The 19,682-nt window shown below is 34.4% G+C and carries 16 protein-coding genes; 7 read left to right on the forward strand and 9 right to left on the reverse strand.

The window, feature by feature from the left end; translation table 11 throughout:
• Position 1: 1 nt before the first annotated feature.
• From ACXX80_RS02175 to ACXX80_RS02205, 7 genes are all read right to left on the reverse strand, one after another.
• Positions 2-910, reverse strand: a complete 909-nt coding sequence (locus ACXX80_RS02175; RefSeq protein ID WP_458551801.1) for a glucosaminidase domain-containing protein — start codon at positions 908-910, stop codon at positions 2-4.
• The gene (locus tag ACXX80_RS02180) at positions 903-1,799 is read right to left on the reverse strand and encodes a 1-aminocyclopropane-1-carboxylate deaminase/D-cysteine desulfhydrase (protein WP_458551802.1); all 897 of its coding nucleotides are present in this window, start codon (positions 1,797-1,799) and stop codon (positions 903-905) included. Before ACXX80_RS02180 ends, ACXX80_RS02175 begins: the two co-directional genes overlap by 8 nt.
• Before the next feature lie 87 nt (positions 1,800-1,886).
• Positions 1,887-3,722, reverse strand: coding sequence for a T9SS type A sorting domain-containing protein (locus ACXX80_RS02185; protein ID WP_458551803.1), 1,836 nt, complete (start codon positions 3,720-3,722; stop codon positions 1,887-1,889).
• A 146-nt stretch (positions 3,723-3,868) separates the two neighbouring features.
• Entirely contained in the window at positions 3,869-5,464 is a 1,596-nt protein-coding gene (locus tag ACXX80_RS02190) for an ice-binding family protein (RefSeq protein ID WP_458551804.1), read from the reverse strand.
• Positions 5,465-5,647: 183 nt separating this feature from the next.
• Positions 5,648-7,207: an ice-binding family protein gene (locus tag ACXX80_RS02195; protein WP_458551805.1), complete on the reverse strand. Its 1,560-nt coding sequence runs from the start codon at positions 7,205-7,207 to the stop codon at positions 5,648-5,650.
• A 623-nt stretch (positions 7,208-7,830) separates the two neighbouring features.
• Positions 7,831-9,681 carry a T9SS type A sorting domain-containing protein gene (locus ACXX80_RS02200; protein WP_458551806.1) on the reverse strand — a complete coding sequence of 617 codons (1,851 nt, stop codon included), beginning with the start codon at positions 9,679-9,681 and terminating at the stop codon, positions 7,831-7,833.
• A gap of 441 nt (positions 9,682-10,122) precedes the next feature.
• Entirely contained in the window at positions 10,123-10,461 is a 339-nt protein-coding gene (locus ACXX80_RS02205) for a hypothetical protein (protein WP_458551807.1), read from the reverse strand.
• A gap of 124 nt (positions 10,462-10,585) precedes the next feature.
• Between ACXX80_RS02205 and ACXX80_RS02210 the strand changes: the two genes are divergently transcribed.
• The 7 genes from ACXX80_RS02210 (at position 10,586) to ACXX80_RS02240 (ending at position 17,952) form a co-directional block, all read left to right on the forward strand.
• A complete protein-coding gene (locus ACXX80_RS02210; RefSeq protein ID WP_158634650.1) occupies positions 10,586-10,762 on the forward strand; it encodes a C1orf53 family protein in 177 nt (58 codons plus the stop codon).
• 282 nt (positions 10,763-11,044) lie between these two features.
• Complete coding sequence (gene hutU / locus ACXX80_RS02215) at positions 11,045-13,027, forward strand: urocanate hydratase (RefSeq protein ID WP_458551808.1); 1,983 nt, start codon at positions 11,045-11,047, stop codon at positions 13,025-13,027.
• A gap of 49 nt (positions 13,028-13,076) precedes the next feature.
• Entirely contained in the window at positions 13,077-13,613 is a 537-nt protein-coding gene (locus ACXX80_RS02220) for a DUF4136 domain-containing protein (RefSeq protein ID WP_458551809.1), read from the forward strand.
• A gap of 60 nt (positions 13,614-13,673) precedes the next feature.
• Positions 13,674-14,075, forward strand: coding sequence for a group III truncated hemoglobin (locus tag ACXX80_RS02225; protein WP_458551810.1), 402 nt, complete (start codon positions 13,674-13,676; stop codon positions 14,073-14,075).
• A 62-nt stretch (positions 14,076-14,137) separates the two neighbouring features.
• Positions 14,138-15,271: an esterase-like activity of phytase family protein gene (locus ACXX80_RS02230; protein ID WP_458551811.1), complete on the forward strand. Its 1,134-nt coding sequence runs from the start codon at positions 14,138-14,140 to the stop codon at positions 15,269-15,271.
• 102 nt (positions 15,272-15,373) lie between these two features.
• On the forward strand, positions 15,374-15,871 hold the full coding sequence (locus ACXX80_RS02235) for a hypothetical protein (RefSeq protein WP_458551812.1): 498 nt from the start codon (positions 15,374-15,376) through the stop codon (positions 15,869-15,871).
• Between the two features lie 323 nt (positions 15,872-16,194).
• Positions 16,195-17,952 (forward strand): aromatic amino acid hydroxylase, encoded by a 1,758-nt coding sequence (locus ACXX80_RS02240; RefSeq protein WP_458551813.1) that lies wholly within the window; start codon positions 16,195-16,197, stop codon positions 17,950-17,952.
• Positions 17,953-18,022: 70 nt separating this feature from the next.
• Here ACXX80_RS02240 and ACXX80_RS02245 read toward each other — a convergent pair whose 3' ends face one another.
• Both ACXX80_RS02245 and ACXX80_RS02250 read right to left on the reverse strand, forming a co-directional pair.
• Positions 18,023-18,643, reverse strand: a complete 621-nt coding sequence (locus ACXX80_RS02245) for a DUF4230 domain-containing protein (RefSeq protein WP_458551814.1) — start codon at positions 18,641-18,643, stop codon at positions 18,023-18,025.
• Between the two features lie 2 nt (positions 18,644-18,645).
• Positions 18,646-19,596 carry a GSCFA domain-containing protein gene (locus tag ACXX80_RS02250; RefSeq protein ID WP_458551815.1) on the reverse strand — a complete coding sequence of 317 codons (951 nt, stop codon included), beginning with the start codon at positions 19,594-19,596 and terminating at the stop codon, positions 18,646-18,648.
• Positions 19,597-19,682: the final 86 nt, after the last annotated feature.

The following is a 19,682-nucleotide window of genomic DNA, read 5'->3' on the forward strand; positions in this document are numbered from 1 at the left end:
ATTATTTCACCACCAATCTCTGTCCAATAGAAAGTGTATTGTCAGAAAGATTATTTTTTTGTTTTAAATCATCAACCTTTAAATCGAATTTTTTTGAAATGGAATACAGTGTATCTCCTTTTTGAACAACATAGGAAGCCAGGCCATTACTGGCTATAGTTCTGGATTCCAGTGTTAATTCCTCCACTAGCTGTTTTTCATTCGAAACATAATTGACATCTAAAACCTGATTGTCATATTGATGCAATTTATAGCGCTCAATATAAGAAATCAACTTATCTGGATATTTAGGATCTGTGGCATAACCCGCAGCTCTTAGTCCTTTTGCCCAAGCTTTATAATCGCCTTTTGAGAATTCAAATAGCTTAGCATACCTACTTCTTCCAGTCAAAAATAACGCGTGATCTTTGAATGATTCCGAAGGGTTATCATATTTTCTAAAGCATTCCTGATCAGAATCATCGTCATGCTTAACGCTTTCTCCTGTCCATCCTACATGACATTTTATTCCAAAATGATTATTGGCACTTATTGCTAAATCGCCTCTTCCAGCACCCGATTCTAAAATCCCCTGAGCTAAAATAATACTTGCGGGAATCCCATAATTTTTCATGTTTCCCATCGCAATTTCTTTAAATTTAGAAATATAAGATACGATTACATCATTAGTAACCACAGTTTTTGAAGTTGAAACAATCACTTCTGTTTCTCGATTACTTTGTTCTTTTTTTACCGGTTTTGCAACAGTTGGTCTTGGAGTATTAGTGTTTGATGCAGCTGGTTTTTTAATCGTGCGTACTACCTCTGATTTTGGTTTCAAAGGAACTTTCTTAGTTACAATAACAGGTTTTGCGGCATTACAACCTATCAAAGTAATTATGGTAAGAAGCAGTAGGATTTTTTTAAACATTGATATCTATTGTTGGTAATTGTTTGTTTCTTAATTTCATATTCATTCCCTGAATTCCCTGAATTCCACCGGTATGAATCAGTAAAATTTTTGATCCGATGGGAAAATAGTTTTTTTGAATTAAATCTATAACGCCAAAAACCATCTTTCCCGTATAAATGGGATCTAAGGGAATCTGATTTTCGATGTAAAACTGGTTGATGAATCCAATTAAGGCTTCATTTACTTTCCCGTACCCACCAAAATGGTAGTCCGTTATTAGTTCCCAATTTTCATTTTGGACAAAATTACAAATTTCCTCTTTCAAAAAATCACCTTTTAAAGCGGGAAATCCTAAAACTTTTTGGTGCGGTAAAACACTGTTAATGATTCCCGAAATCGTTCCGCCAGTTCCTATTGAACAACAAATATAATCAAATTCAGCATCTTCTGGAGTTAGAATTTCCTGACAGCCCTTGATGGCTAAAGCATTTGTTCCGCCTTCAGGTATTAGATAAAAATCCCCAAATTGCTGTTTTAAGTTTTCTAAAAACGAATCCTCACTTTTTAATCGATATTCCTCCCTTGATATAAATTCCAATTGCATTCCGCAATTTTGAGCGAATGACAACGTGGGATTCTCCGAGATTTTACTCCCTAATTCATCTCCACGAATAATTCCGATAGTTTTAAATCCTTTCTCTTTTCCTGCAAAAGCCACTGCTGCGATATGATTTGAAAAAGCGCCTCCAAAAGTAAGCAGTGTTTCGAAATGCTCCGTTTTAGCTTGCAGTAAATTGTATTTCAACTTTCTGAATTTATTTCCGGAAACAAAAGGATGTATCAAATCTTCCCGTTTGATGGCTACTGAAATAGAATTTAGAAACGAAGTTGATAGGTGTTGATTCAAGCTAAATGATTTTGGCACAAAGGTAAAATTATATATAACAAAAATGCAACCTCTAGAGATTGCATTTCGTTTCAATAATATTGACTCTTATTTTCTGATGATTATTTTCTGGCCAACTTCTATTTTATCTTTAGTTGCTATTTTAACAATATAAATTCCATCACTAAGTCCCGAAGTAGAAAAGGTATAAGACGAATTCGCTCCCAAATCTTTTTTATTAAAAATTAATTTTCCTGCCACATCATACAATCCAAAAGTGGTAAGATCCAGTAGTAAAGGATTACTAATTGTTAGGTTTTTAGTGGTATTGTTTTGATAAACCACAAAGCTTTGACGTGCTGCATCGTCAACTCCTAAAGTAGCATTATTTTTAAAAGTAATTTCAAATTGTGTGTTGTTCACTCCTTCCGGCAATGTCAAATCATAGAAATCGTTTTTGATATCATGATATAAATCAGTTGTTTTATCGTGCAAATAAACGGAATTAGCAGCTGTAATGTTCAATATTTCTTTCACTGTAATCTTAAAATTGGCTTGATTAGTATTTTTAAAACCAATTGGAATTTTTTTATCCATATCAAAACTTACTGTGTTTATAAGATACTCTTCGTCATCTATTACAAAGTAAACATCTGCCGGTAAATCATCACTGGAAGAAACTGCATCCATAGCGCGATCAACACCGTCAGTAGCCTCCGGAGCAAATGCCAAAACAATTTGACGAATTCCTTGATTGTTCAATAGGGTATTTAATCGTATTTGCGGTGTTGGTGCGAGGCTAACTTTTGTATAATCGAAACCTGAAACAGATGGAATTCTCGACAAATACTCAGTTGTAGTTTTTGGTTTAGTTGCAACAGCTGTTTTCTCAAATTGTGAATAATTTAATGCGCCTTCTTTAACAAAAACCCTGTGGCTATTTTTCATCTCCACAGTTCCATTAAATAATCCATCAATCATAAAACCTTGTCCAATAGGAGAAAAACGTCTCTCATATTCTCCTCCCGTTCCGGTCTCCCCTCCTTCATTACCTGATCCGTCATAAGAATAAAACGTTGCAGGAACATAAATTCCAGACCCCAGTCTGCTTATAGGTGAAAAAGCGCCATATCCGCCTTTGTAATTGGCAATGTAATGCGTGTCAACTGTTTTATCCTGTTCCCAGAAATAAGCAATTCCGGTACAATTAGTCGCATCTGTTAAAAAAGCAGACAAATCTATTGCTGATGGATAAGGATTTCCTGTTAATGTAAATTGTTCGACAGCAACTGGAATAGAAATGGTTCCATCATTTGGCTTTCCTCTGAAATCGTACCTTTGTTTACTTCCTGGGTTGTTCTCAATTCCATTTACTGTTGTTAGATTGGTCCCTGAAGTTCCCTTCATCGTAAATCCTTCTCCTGCATTTATTGCAGAAGTTGCCCCAACCGAAACCCAATCTGAATAGCCCGATGAAGCGGTTAACTTAAAAATCCAATAAGGTGCAATTGCAAATGGGCTGGCCGTACCATTATAATTGTTCATTGCCAAAGGTGTTGAATTAACACTATTAGTTACATCTACAATATCTTTAAGTTGTATAATCCCAAATGGCGAATTTCCTTCAATTGCATTACTGCCCCCGACTGGAGAACACCAATAATTAAATTGATAATTATTAGTAGTTCCTTCTTGAAATATAGACAAACTACCTAACCCTTTATTTGTACCCGTCGATGTTGAGCCTTGTAACAACTGTCCGTTTTCCCTTAAATAGAAATTACTGCTGGCAGCATTTAACTCTAATTCTTGTTTTATATAAACAACTTCATTATTTGCAAAAACATAACTATTGGGACCTACATACATTTGAGCATTGACTGTACTCTGAAATAAAATTCCAGAAAAAATCAACAGTGCTATTTTAAGTAATTTTGAATACATAAGCTTCTTAAACTAAATTAATTTGTATGTTTTTTATTAAGTAATCTATTGCAACTAAAACATTTTTATTGTTAGAAAACGAAGCTATAAGATTGATAAAAATTTCAAGGTAAAAACTAGACATTTATGATCGTTTTCTAACGATATTATCTCACACTCATTAAGGTTAAGATTCTATTTTTCAGAATCAATGTATCTGAATCAATTTTCCACTTGATCTCAATATTTTGACCAGCAGAAACTAACGCTATTGCCTGTAGAGAAATTGAAGCTGTATTTAGATTCCCCGCACATGTTCTGCTAGAGTTGGGAATTAAAACTCCATTTTGATAAATACTAAAAGTTGCTAATGCATTGTTATTAGTTGCTACAGTAGTAATACCTGGTTTAAATATTGAACCGTTCACAGTAGAATTCTCTAAACCTGAAATATCCCCTAAATTGGTGCCTATATCTCCCGTAAAATAAGATACTCCGGTGTTGCTTACTGCACCACTACTGGTGAATATAACAAAAGTAGATAATATCCCTAAGTCAAGATAAGAACAGTTTGTGGGAATCTGAGCAATTCCAGGTCCAAAACTAATAGCCCCAGTTGTTGAAAATAATCTCCCTTCAAGAGCTCCATTAGCACCCATGAAAACAGCTCCGTTATTAGCGATAATAGTTCCTTTCATTGTAGTTGAAGCAGCCATAGAAACAGCTCCTTCTACAACCCAAAATACGTTACAAGCAGAGGCCCCGTTAACCAATACAATACTAGTCCCCGCTCCTGTAGTGAAAGCTCCTCCTATTTTAAAAATAAAAACTGTATTTGGATTTCCTTGTGCATCTAGAGTTAAAGTTCCTGCAACGGATGCTGCAGCTCCTGCTGCATACACCCCGCCAATTAAAATTTCGCCACTACCAAAAGCAGGCGCATGAATGGCATTAGTAGTAGGAACAACTACCAAATTGTCGTATGCCGTTTTTAAATCTAATTTACCTTGTGCCGTATTTACTGTTCTAGAAGAATGGCTAGAAGTAATACTATATTGACCATTAAACATAACTAGATAAGTACCTGCTGCCGGAGTTACTGACATTCCTGGTATTAAAACATCAATACTTGAATTAGTAATTATATCCTCCGTTGCATTAACCGAAATAAAATTATCTGAATTTGCCATTACAAAAGCTGTAGTTGCTAATTGTGTCGTATTTGTCCCAACTGCTGCAGTTGGAGCCAATGGTATGCTTGTAAAGGTTGGCGAATCTGAAAATACGACCTTTTGGGTTCCTGTTCCATCAGTCAATGAGTTCAATAATTGTGCGGATGAAATACTTCCACTTTGCGTTCCATAAACTGTTCCTGTATTAGGTAATGTTACATTTGTTACTCCTGTGGTTGTAATTGTAGTTGCAAACTCTCCTGATAAAGCAAGTGTTGATGAATTATTGTTAGCTATTCCTGTCCCTCCATTTATTGGCAAAACTAAACCTGTAATAAAATCTTTCCAACCCAAATTATAAAAATTAAAAATTGATGTTGTAGTGTTGTAAATAAGAAGTCCTGTTGTAGGCGAACTAATCGCATCTCGCTGTATCGTAGTCAGACGCGGCATCAAAAATCCTTTATTGGTAGAATAAACATCCAATACTGATGAAACTTCTGGATTAGTAGTACCTATTCCTACTTGTGCACTGCTAATTTCTGAAATAAACAGGAATAAAACATATAAAAACAGGGTATTATTCCTCATTTATCTAAAATATTAACACTTTGAAAATAATATATTTTGTAATTTGACAGCTCTATTTTAAATTACATAGCATTAAAACAATACATCTTTAAACCATTTAAATACAACATCTTAGACCCATTAAAAAACAATTCTTCCAAACAAGATTTAAAAAAATGTTTACACACACCAATACCGTAACAATCACCTAACACTGATTAGTGTTAATATTCTGTTACCTAGCTTTACTGTTCCTGAATCGATATTCCATCTTATGTCAACATTTTGTCCTAACGAAATATCTGCAATGGCTTGCAATGACACATCTACAGTATTCACAGAACTTAATCGCGTTCTGCTTGAGTTTGCAATTAAAACTCCATTTTGATAAATACTAAAAGTAGCCAAAGCACTAACAACCCCAGGAGTAATGAAAGTACCATCCACTGTAGCCGTTTCAAAACCTGAAATAACACCTCCAGCTGTACCTATATCTCCATTAATGGTTGAAATTCCAGAATTCACTACATCTCCAGTTAAGGTAAAAATGGCAAAGGAAGATAAAACACCCAAGTTGGCATAAGAACTATTTGCGGTTTTAGTTATGGATGAAGTATCAATACCCATTGCTCCGGCAGTAGAGAGCATTCTTCCGTCTAATGTGCATCTGGCTCCTAAAGAAACTGCTCCATTATTAGCAAGAAGTGTTCCTTTCATAATCGTGGAAGCCCCTAATCCTATGGCTCCTTGCGCCAACCAAAAAACATTAGATGCAGACGCTCCATTGATCAAGACGACCGTCGTACTTGCTCCAACACTAAAGGCTGCACCAAATTTAAAGATAAAAAGCGCATTTGAATTTCCCTGTGCATCTAAAATGATAGTACCTGATGCGGAACCTGCGGCCGGCACACTATAAACTCCTGCATATAAAGTCTCCGTTCCAAATGTAGCTGCATGTGTAGTATTTGTAACAGCAATATTATTTAACTGATTATAGACCGCATGTAAATCGGTTGCGGCTTGAGTGGCTTTATTACCCGGCAAAATAGTATATTGTCCATTGAAAGTAACCGCATAAGTCCCTGTCAAGGGACTTATTGACATTCCTGGTATTAAAATATCGGTTGTTGAACTAGTTGTTATGTCTCCAGTACCATTAACGGACTTATAATTATTTGTATTAGCTAAAACAAAAGCTGTAGTTGCTAATTGTGTCGTATTTGTCCCAATTGCTGCAGTTGGAGCAAGTGTTACTCCTGTAAAAGTTGGAGCTTCAGAAAACACTAACTTTTCAGTCCCTGTTTCATCTCGCAAAGAATTCTGTATTTGCGCTGACATTATACTTCCTATTTCCGTTCCAAATAAAGTTCCTGTTCTTGGTAATGTTATATCTGTTATTCCTGTAGTTGTAATTGTAGTTGCAAATGCTCCAGGTAATGCAAGAGTTGACAAGTTACTATTAGCTATGCCAGTTCCTCCATTTACTGGTAAAACTAAACCTGATATAAAATCTTTCCAACCCGAATTATAAAAATTAAAAACAGAGGTTGTAGTATTATAAATAAGTAGACCTGTTGCGGGTAAACTTATCGCATCTCTTTGGGCTGTTGTCAATCGAGGCAAAAGAAATCCTTTATTGGTGGATTGAATATCGAGTATTGATGAAACTTCAGGATTTGTAGTTCCTATGCCAACTTGTGCATTCATAATTCCCGATATCTGGAAGAATAAAATCAGTAAGAACGAGATATTGTTTTTCATATTTTTATTAACATTTTACTTAAATATTGAAAAACAAGATGTTTTACAATTAAAAATCGCGGTCAGATGCAAATGTGATGTTATTTAATCACTAAACAAGACTTTAAAAAAACAACTGTGTCAAGTTGACACTTATTTAGGGTCGTTTGCAATATAAAATTAAAACTTCAACACGTTTTTTTGAAGTAAATAAACACATTTATGACCAAAATTTTATTCGATTATAAATAACATTAAAAAATAAAATAATATTGTTAATGTAAGAAATTTAATTATAAGAGAGTCAATTTAAGAAAGTAATAAATGTTATATTTTTGAAGTTAATTTTAATAATGTTCAATATACAATGGAATATATGGGAAGTACATCACACAATAAAAATCAAAAAATTAGACAAATGTAAATAGATTTTTTAATCTAAATTATTTATTAAAAAAAATATATAATGATGAATAAATTTACTCAATCTTTTATAATTAGAATCGAATGATAACCATTGATAGTTGCTAAAACGAAGATGTTACCTATAATTTCAAGCTAAATGATTTTGGCACAAAGGTAAAATTATATATAACAAAAATGCAACCTCTAGAGATTGCATTTCGTTTCAATAATATTGACTCTTATTTTCTGATGATTATTTTCTGACCAACTTCTATTTTATCTTTAGTTGCTATTTTAACAATATAAATTCCATCACTAAGTCCCGAAGTGGAAAAGGTATAAGACGAATTCGCTCCCAAATCTTTTTTGTTAAAAATTAATTTTCCGGCTACATCATACAAATTGCAAGTTGAAAGATCTAATAATAATGGATTACTAATTGTTAGGTTTTTAGTGGTATTGTTTTGATAAACCACAAAGCTTTGACGTGCTGCATCGTCAACTCCTAAAGTAGCATTATTTTTAAAAGTAATTTCAAATTGTGTGTTGTTCACTCCTCCGGGTAATGTCAAATCATAGAAATCGTTTTTAATATCATGATATAAATCAGTTGTTTTATCGTGCAAATAAACGGAATTAGCAGCTGTAATGTTCAACATTTCTTTCACTGTAATCTTAAAATTGGCTTGATTAGTATTTTTAAAACCAATTGGAATTTTTTTATCCATATCAAAACTTACTGTGTTTATAACATACTCTTTGTTATCTATTACAAAGTAAACATCTGCCGGTGAATCATCTTTGGAAGAAACTGCATCCATAGCGTGATCAACACCGTCAGTAGCCTCCGGAGCAAATGCCAAAACAATTTGACGAATTCCTTGATTGTTCAATAAGGTATTTAATCGTATTTGCGGTGTTGGTGCGAGGCTAACTTTTGTATAATCGAAACCTGAAACAGATGGAATTCTCGACAAATACTCAGTTGTAGTTTTTGGTTTAGTTGCAACAGCTGTTTTCTCAAATTGTGAATAATTTAATGCGCCTTCTTTAACAAAAACCCTGTAACTGTTCTTCATCTCCACAGTTCCGTTAAATAATCCATCAATCATAAAACCTTGTCCAATAGGAGAAAAACGTCTCTCATAATCTCCTCCTGCACCAGAAGCCGACCCTTCATTTCCAGCACCATCATAGGAATAAAAAGTAGCTGGCACGTATACCCCAAATCCTCCTCTAGAAATAGGTGAAAAAGCGCCATATCCGCCTTTGTAATCGGCAATGTAATGCGTGTCAACTGTTTTATCCTGTTCCCAGAAATAAGCAATTCCGGTACAATTAGTCGCATCTGTTAAAAAAGCAGACAAATCTATTGCTGATGGATAAGGATTTCCTGTTAATGTAAATTGTTCGACAGCAACTGGAATAGAAATGGTTCCATCATTTGGCTTCCCTCTGAAATCGTACCTTTGTTTACTCCCTGGGTTGTTCTCAATTCCATTTACTGTTGTTAGATTGGTCCCTGAAGTTCCCTTCATTGTAAATCCTTCTCCTGCATTTATTGCAGAAGATGTTCCTACCTGAATCCAATCTGAATAATTGGATGAAGCAGTTAACTTAAAAATCCAGTAAGGTGCAATTGCAAATGGGCTGGCCGTACCATTATAATTATTCATTGCCAAAGGTGTTGAATTAACACTATTAGTTACATCTACAATATTTTTTAGCTGCGTGATTCCAAAAGCAGAATTTCCTGCAGTTGCATTACTGCCCCCGACTGGAGAACACCAATAATTAAATTGATAATTGTTTGTTGTTCCTTCCTGAAAAACGGACAAGCTTCCAAGACCTGTATTTTTGCTTTGTGAATCCGTTCGCTGTAACTCTGAGCCTTGAACCAACTGAGCATCTGACCTTAAATAAAAATTACTGCTGGCAGCATTTAACTCCAGTTGTTGTTTCACAAAAACCACTTGGTTATTTGCAAAAACATAACTATTAGGACTTACATACATCTGGGCATTTACATTGTTCTGCAAAAATAATCCAGTAACAATCAACAGTGTTCGTTTAAGTAATTTTGAGTCCATAAGCCAGCATTTTAAATTAATTTTTATGAAATAAATTATATTTTTTATAAAGACATTATACCTGAAATAATGCCACTTTAATTTTAAAAAAAGAAATCTTCATTAGCCTTAAAAAGGTCTAAAAACACATTCCTAAACCAAGTATTTCAGCTAATAAAACCTGTTTTGAGTTATTTTTATCTAAAGTTACAAAAAAAACAGAATAGGAATCAACATAAATGCCGATAAAAAGTACAATTAATCGATTAAATACATCTTTTTTAATTTTAAATATATAATTTCTTACAATTAAAAATCAAACAAAGGCAATTAACCATTTAAGAATTTCAAATTGAAAAATATTTAAAACACTGTAAGTTAATACTGTAGAATTGTTTTAGCTCCACAAACAGATGGTAATAAAATACAATCAAATTTAACAAATTGAAGCTCTAAATACTATTACTTTTTTAAGTCTAAATATCTTAAGAATTGAAAAAAGACTCTATTTTTTAAGTACACTAAATTTGATTCATTTTCATAAGCTTCTCTTTCGAAACTTATGTTTCTATAAGCCAAATTTGCATTTTTATACTGAACCAATCGAACACAATACTCTAAGAGATACCAAATAAAAAAAGGAAGTATTAATAATTCAAGCTGTTGTCGAAGATGGATTTTCTCGTGATTGACAAAAACTCTATTTCCTTTATCCATTTCATATTTTACAAATACAAAAGGAAAAAATGTCAATCCACGGAATCCTTTTGGAATTAAATATTTAACAACAATCAGAAACATTCGCTATAAAATTTATAAATTTGTAATAATAAAATCGTTCTATTTAATGAAAATCTCACTCGTTTGAGTTGATTTTAATGAATTAGTAATCCAAATGACTTATACAATAGAATAATCCCAAAATATGATTGACCAAAGTAATGAAAATAAATTAATAGAAGGGGAAGATTTCTATTACACACCCGAAGGCTATAAATGTTTTACTGAAAAACACCATTTAAAACGTGGCTATTGCTGTAAAAGTGGCTGTCGCCATTGTCCATATGGTTTTGATAAAAAAACAGGAACCAATAAAAAGTAAACAGTTTTCAAATAGCAGTGATCAATTACAAAATCAACTAACCTAAAATATGGATAATCAATCATTAAAGTATAGGATTAAAATATACAAATCCTACCATAGATCGGATATCCGTTATCCATAATCGTTTTTTTTATTGGCTGCATTCTTCTACTAAAATGCGGAACAAAATGCAAATCGAGTATAAATTCAATTAGAAAATGAATTATTTTAAAAACATAAAATGTAGAAAACATTGCTATTTTTTAAATTTTTCAATTTTAAAATTTTCAATAAAAAAAAATGACTTTTCAAGAACAAATACAACAAGGAATTCCTTCGGTTTTACCAAAACAAAAACCCTACGAAACAGATATCAATCACGCACCAAAACGCAAAGAAATCCTTTCGTCAGAAGAAAAAAAACTGGCATTACGCAATGCCTTACGTTATTTTGAACCGCACCATCACGCTGAATTAATCAAAGAATTCTCGGAAGAACTGGAAACCTACGGACGTATTTACATGTACCGTTTGCGTCCGGATTATAAAATGTATGCGCGACCAATTGCTGAATACCCGGGAAAAAGTGAACAGGCAAAAGCAATTATGCTGATGATTCAAAATAACTTGGATTATGCCGTTGCACAACATCCCCATGAGTTAATTACCTATGGTGGGAATGGAGCCGTTTTCCAAAACTGGGCACAGTATTTATTGACCATGCAATACTTATCGGAAATGACGGATGAGCAAACCTTAACTATGTATTCCGGTCACCCGATGGGATTATTCCCTTCTCATAAAGAAGCACCACGAGTTGTAGTCACTAACGGAATGGTCATCCCTAATTATTCTAAACCGGACGATTGGGAAAAAATGAATGCACTTGGCGTTTCTCAATACGGACAAATGACCGCAGGAAGCTACATGTACATAGGACCACAAGGAATTGTACACGGAACAACTATTACCGTTTTGAATGGTTTTCGTAAAATAAAACGCAGTCCAAAAGGTGGATTATTTGTCACCTCTGGATTAGGCGGAATGTCTGGCGCACAACCAAAAGCCGGAAATATTGCCGGTTGTATCACTGTCTGTGCCGAAGTAAACCCAAAAATAACGCACATTCGCCATAGTCAAGGATGGATAAATGAAGTCATTGATGATGTGGATGAATTAGTAAAAAGAGTCACTTTAGCACAAGCTAATAATGAAATTGTTTCTATTGGATACCTTGGAAATGTGGTTGATATTTGGGAAAAATTTCACGAAGAAAATATTCATATCGATTTAGGTTCTGATCAGACTTCGTTACACAATCCTTGGGCTGGCGGTTATTATCCTGCCAATATTTCCTTTGAAGAAGCGAATGAAATGATGGCTAATAATCCTGATTTGTTTAAAATAAAAGTTCAAGAAACATTACGACGTCATACGACTGCTATCAATAAACATACCGCCAAAGGAACGTATTTCTTTGATTATGGAAATGCTTTTTTATTGGAAGCTTCCCGTGCCGGTGCTGATGTAATGGCTGAAAATCATATCGATTTCAGGTATCCGAGTTATGTACAGGATATTATGGGACCCATGTGTTTTGATTATGGGTTTGGCCCTTTCCGTTGGGTTTGTGCTTCGGGAAAACCGGAAGATTTAGCCAAAACAGATGTAATTGCTTGCCAAGTTCTTGAAGAAATGGCAAAAACTGCTCCCGAGGAAATTCAGCAACAAATGCAGGATAATATCCATTGGATAAAAGGTGCTCAGGAAAACAAACTGGTTGTAGGTTCCCAAGCCCGAATCCTTTATGCTGATGCTGAAGGAAGAGTAAAAATTGCCGAAGCATTTAATCAGGCTATTGCCAAAGGAGAAATAGAAACTGTAGTTTTAGGTCGCGATCACCATGATGTTTCCGGTACCGATTCTCCGTACAGAGAAACTTCTAATATTTATGACGGCTCCCGTTTTACAGCTGATATGGCGATTCAAAACGTCATTGGAGACAGTTTTCGCGGTGCAACTTGGGTTTCTATTCACAATGGCGGAGGCGTAGGCTGGGGCGAGGTAATTAACGGTGGTTTTGGTATGGTTCTTGATGGTTCAAAAGAAGCTTCAAGACGTTTAGAATCAATGCTTTTCTGGGATGTCAATAACGGAATTTCCAGAAGAAGCTGGGCACGAAACGACGGAGCACTATTTGCAATAAAAAGAGCGATGGAGACGCAACCTTTGTTAAAAGTGACCATCCCTAATATAGTAGCCGACAATTTGTTGGATTTTTAAAAAGTTGAACGTTTCTTTAATATCATTCAGTAATCTAAATAATCAAGCCATGAAAGCAATTAAACTCCTCCCAGTACTTTTACTTTTCTTAGCTGCCTCTTGCAGTTCCGTAAAAGTATATTCCGATTATGATAATAATGTGGATTTTAGTCAATACAAAACGTACGCTTTCCATAAAAAAGGCATAGATAAAGTTGAGATTTCAGAATTGGACAAAAAAAGAATACTCAATTCGATAGACCGAGAATTGAGCTTAAAAGGAATGACCAAAAGTGAAAATCCAGATTTGCTGATTAATATACTTACCAAAGAAAGAGAACGAATTAATGTAAACCAGTATAACGCTGGTTGGGGTTACGGTTGGGGATGGGGATGGAATCCTTATTTATGGGGTGGCCGCAGCACTTATGTTTCCTCTTCGACTGAAGGAACATTGTATATTGATTTAATTGATGCCAAGAAAAAAGAATTAGTATGGCAAGGAGAAGGCATTGGATATTTGACGGAAAACCGAAGTGAAAAAGAAAAACGAATCAATGAATTTGTTGCTAAAATTTTAGAGCAATTCCCACCTAAAGTAAAATAGTTTCCGATAAGATTCAAACATAAAAGTCTACCTTTGCGTAGGCTTTTTTTATACCCAATCATGACACCACAAACCGACATTACTACATTCGACGATATCAAATTACTGGTTGATACTTTTTATTCTAAAGTTCAACAAGACGAATTTATTGGACCCATTTTCAATGAGAAAATAGGAAATCGTTGGCCGGAACATTTGGAAAAAATGTACCGCTTTTGGCAAACTATTTTACTCGAAGTGCATTCCTATTCCGGAAGTCCATTTCCGCCACACAAACAATTACCAGTTGCCAAAGAACATTTTGACCGCTGGATGGAAATTTTCACTGAAACTACTGATAGTTTATTTGCAGGTCCATTGGCCGAAGAAGCTAAACTACGTGCTAAAAATATGGCTGAAATGTTTAATTACAAAATTGACTATTTCCGTAATCTTGAAAAAAACCAAACGAATAATTCGTAGTTTTTTAAATGGTTTTTTAATCCAAAATCCGTTCCTTTTTGCAAACAGCAACACATTCCTTTATGCGTAAATTAATATTTCTTGCCGTTTTTCCAGCTTTTCTATTTTCTTGTTCTAATTTAAAACAAAGCGTTGATAGCAAAACAACTCCCAGTTTAAAACTAGTCAGCTCGATTGAAATTCCTTTTGAGGAAATGTTTCAGAATACAAAAGTGGGCGGATTATCCGGAATCGATTATGATGCAAAAAGTGATTTGTATTACCTGATATGTGATGACAGATCGATGTTTAACGATTCGAGATTTTATACTGCAAAAATTCGTTTGTTCGAAAATAAAAGAGAATGTTTCGATTTCCAAAGTGTCACTACCTTAAAAAATGAAATTGGAGAAGCATATGGAAATTGGACCACAACTCCAACTACTTCATCAGATCCAGAAGATATGCGTTATAATCCAAAGACGAATTCTTTAATTTGGAGCAGTGAAGGCGCGCGAGTAATTACTGCAGATAAGGAAGTTTTACAAAATCCTTCCCTGAACTTCATGGATTTAAAAGGTGATTTTCTGGGTAATGTTACCTTACCGGAAAATTTAAAAATGCGGCATCAAGAAAAAGGCCCGAGAAACAATGGCACATTAGAAGGGGTAACTTTTGACACAAAATACAAAACCATCTATACCAATATTGAAGAACCGCTTTTTGAAGATGGCGACCAAGCCAATACTAGCAAAGGAGGTTTGATCAGATTGTATCTATTTGATGCAAAAACAAAAAAGAACACCGCTCAGTACGGTTATCAACTAGAACCTATTGCGCTTGAGCCCAATCCGAAAGGTGCTTTTGCAGTAAATGGCGTTTCGGCAATTCAGTATTATGGTAAAAATCAGTTGTTGGTAGTGGAACGCTCCTATTCTACTGGGACACAAGCCTGCACCGTAAAAGTGTTTTTGTGTGATTTGAAAAAGGCAACTAATGTGAAAAATTACCCTTCCTTACAAAACCAAAAATTAGAATTGGCTTCTAAAAAACTGGTCCTTAACATGGATGATTTGGGGATTTTTATAGATAATATTGAAGGACTTACTTTTGGACCAAAATTAGCAAATGGCAATCCATCCATCATTTTTGTTTCGGATAATAATTTTTCAGATAAACAGAAAACACAGGTTTTGGTATTTGAGTTGATGAAGTAATAAATCCAAAAAATAGCTATCAATCCTCTATACAGTTTGCCAAAGAACATATTCAGTACCAACAAAAATGAGAATGCACAATTTTTAATTTAGCGGAAACCAATGAAACATAATTGGAGAATGTTTGAAATTATTCTATCTGGAATTCAGATTTGCCTCGGTATTTTAATATTGTTTTTTGTCTATTTAACTTGCAATCAATATTATACTTTTTTGTGGAAAAATCCATTAATGGACCATCAGAGCATTGTTCAAATGGCTGTCAGAAAAAATACAACTTTAGTAATTCTATCACTTATTGCTATTTCATCAGCAATACTTTTAATCAAAAACCTATCGAAAGGCTGGGTGATGAGTGTTATAACTTGGATTATGCTTACAATAACATTGATAATTAACTCCTATCGATTAAACCAAAGCAATCCTAATGAGTTAGATTTAATTTCTATATTTATTATAGGAATAATTACAGTTGTTTTTATAGCTATTGTATTCGCATTAAATAATATAGAATTCAAACGGAAATACAGCCCAACCATAAAAAACTGGATTTTCATAGCAATTTCTATTGTTGTAATGACAGCTTTAAAATTTTTATAAGCTTAAACGAGAGTGTGACGAACTGAGCAGACTTTGTACTTGGAATGTATTGATGAGATTGCTTCGTTCCACGCAATGACTGAACGCAACTGAATTATGATGAATTATCTAATCTCAAATTAAACCCCAACTCCCCTAGCCCCGAGTGAAATGAAAAGCTTTTTGCGAAAGCCGTTTTGGTTTTTCTTGTTTATAAAAAGCGACCGGAGGAAGCTCTTTTATGAACTTTAGAAAAACTTACGGGTTTGCAAAAACTTGCAATGAAAAGCGGGAAATAGCTCCTGAAATTCGTACTTTTGCAGTAGAACTACAACGTTTTCGATATGAACTCAACTATAGAAAGCAATCCGTTATTAGACCGATTGCCAAAGCACTTAAAACAATTCATTAAGCCTCAGGATTATAGCGATTACACGCCCATAAATCAAGCGGTTTGGCGTTATGTGATGCGCAAAAATGTAGATTATTTATCAAAAGTAGCACATAGTTCCTACCTTCAAGGGTTGAAAAAAACAGGAATCGAGATTGACAATATCCCGAGTATGTATGGCATGAACCGCATTTTGACCGAAATAGGTTGGGCTGCCGTTGCCGTGGACGGATTTATTCCGCCCAATGCTTTTATGGAATTTCAGGCCTATAATGTGCTTGTAATTGCTTCTGACATTCGACAACTTGAACATATTGAATATACGCCTGCACCAGACATTATTCATGAAGGTGCCGGTCACGCTCCCATTATTGCCAATCCAGAATACGCAGAATATTTGCGTCGTTTTGGCGAAATAGGCTGTAAAGCGATTTCTTCGGATAAGGATTACCAAATGTACGAAGCCATCCGATTGCTTTCGATAGTGAAAGAAGCCGAGGATACTCCCCAAGCCACTATTGATGCTGCTGAAAAAGCGGTCGAGGATTTGCAAAATAACATGGGTGAACTATCCGAAATGGCGCAAATCAGAAACCTGCATTGGTGGACTGTCGAGTACGGATTGATTGGCACGGTAGAAAATCCAAAAATATACGGCGCCGGTTTGTTGTCATCAATTGGCGAAAGTGCACATTGTATGACTAATGAGGTAAAAAAAATCCCGTATGATATATCGGCTGCCAACCAAAGTTTTGATATTACAAAACTGCAACCACAGCTTTACGTAACTCCAGATTTTGCTTACTTAAGCTTGGTTTTAGAAGAGTTTGCGAATAAAATGGCGCTTAGAACAGGTGGTTTATCCGGAATAGAAAAATTAATTGATTCGAATGCTCTGGGAACAATCGAATTGAGTACTGGTTTACAAATTTCGGGTGTTTTCAGTTCCGTAATAGAACATGAAGGCAAGCCAATTTACATACAAACTACCGGAAAAACGGCTTTGGCTTACAGAGAAAAAGAATTAGTAGGCCATGGAACTTTGACACATCCTGAGGGTTTTGGAAGTCCAATAGGAAAACTGGAAGGTATCAATCTGGCAATCGAGGACATGAGCCCAAAAGACTTGAATGCCTATGATATTCTGGAATCTAAAACGGTCAAACTAGAATTTGAAGGCGACATTACTGTGGAAGGTGAAATCATAACAGGTTCCAGAAACTTACAGGGAGAAATTATTCTGATTCGCTTTAAAAATTGTACTGTAACACACGGAGAAACTATTTTGTTTCAACCAGAATGGGGAATTTATGATATGGCTGTTGGTAAAAAAGTAATTTCTGCTTTTTCTGGTCCTGCTGATGTGAATAGTTTTAACTTGATTTCGCATCTTCCTTCAAGCACTACCATAAAAGCAAAACATACCGCAGAGCGTGATGATTTAGAGGTTTTATACCAAACGATTCGGAACATAAGAGAAACTAAGGATATGCAAACTTCTCTGGCTCCAATTTATGAAAAATTAGTTACCGAACATCCAAACGATTGGTTGTTATCAATTGAGATTACTGAGCTTTTGAAAAACCGAAACGAACCTCAATTACTACAGGAAATAATGGTTTATCTGGATCAATTAAAACAAAAAAGACCCGAAGTAGCGCATTTGATTGCAGGTGGTTTGGACTTGATTTTTGATAAAGAGAAAGCTTAAAAAAAGCAACCGCAAATTCACAAATTTTAGACAACTCTAATAATTTGTGAATTTGCGGTTCCTTTTTTAATTATAATTTTATTTTTTGCCCAAAATCTTTTTCGCTTTCGATAACTTTTCCTTCGTATTTTAAAGTCCAACCCAACTGACTCGTCGTGATTAATAGTTTAGACAACTCGCTGATCAATCGATTTTGTGCATTCGTTTTTAAGGAAGATTTTTCTATTTTCTTAGCCAGATTTGCTTTTACCGATTTGTTGATTTTATTGTAATCATCTCCCGTAAACGGATTCAATTTGCTTTGCTCGACATCATAAAATTGAATGTCAGGACTGATTTTTATTTCTTCTTTTGGAATACTTACAATCGTTATGGTCTTGTTTTTTTCATCGATATCGTATTTCATTTTGTGCAAATCATACGCAACAGTCACATCGGCATTGACAACAACCAAAGCTTTTTTCTCGAAAGAAAGCATATCCAACAAGTATTTTTGTTGGTTTTTATAGGTTATCACTTCAGAAAAATGACCTTCTGTAACTACCAATTTCCCTACGTTCAGAATTTGTTGCTGAATGAGATTTGTGTTGTACGTGATATCTTCATCCTCTTTTTTCTTAAAATCGCAATATTTAAACAACAAAAATATTCCACCGATAACTGCTATTCCAATAAGTATTCTTCTAAGCATAATTAAAATTTCATAAATGAATATTGATTTTCCAATTTAGTGATTTTTTCTCTGACTTTGGACTGAAACTTTAAATGACTTTCAGAATTTGGGTTAAAAGGTTTGTGTGAAAGACTTTTTTGAATTCCCTCCACTTCTTCCATCACCGCAAAAGCAGTTTCAGAAATTGTAGTTTCCTTGAAACGTTTCCAGATATAATCGATTGCCACTTGGTTGGGATGCAACATATCTTCGGAATAAAAACGGTAATCCCGAAGTTCATCCATCATGATTTCGTAAGAAGGAAAGTAATTTATAGTCGAAAGTTGAAAGTCAATAGCCCCATGAAGCGCACTAATTATAGTGGCTTTGCTCCATTGGTTTTCGACAAAACCATCTTTGATGTGTCGTACCGGTGAAACCGTAAAAATTATAGTGCAATCAGGGTTTACAGAATGAATTAATTTTACTGTATTTGTAATACTTTTTTTTATTTCTTCAACAGAAAGTAATTCTTTCTTAAACTGCTTTTGTGGCACTTTATGGCAATTTGCCACAATGGAATCACTTTCTATATTTCGATATACCCACGAGGTTCCATAAGTGATGATAAAATGAGTTGATTCAGTTATTTGTTGATTTATTGATTTGATTATGGTGTTTAATGTTGCTACTAATTCCTCTTTATTTGAATTACTCAAATCAGAATGTACATCAAAACAATGCCAGCGTTCATTGTGAAAAAAAATGTCGTTTTCTATAAATTGCTTTTCGGAAACAGCAAAATCTATTAGTTTTTCAATCGCCAACGGATGGAATAAAATCCCAAATGGATTACAGCTATTTTGAAATTTAAAATAGTCCAATTTCTCAGCCATATTAACCGCAAAACAAGAACCTAAAGACATAATTTTTGAATTATAATCTATTTGATAATTACTTTTAGAAATGGGGATTTGGGTTCTGAATTGCATTGCTATTTTATTTACTACAAATTTGAATAATTTTAGCGAATTAAATAAGGTTTAGTTCTTTTTTCATTGGTATAAAAAAACCCTTT

It is taken from the genome of Flavobacterium sp. GNP002, assembly GCF_054343795.1.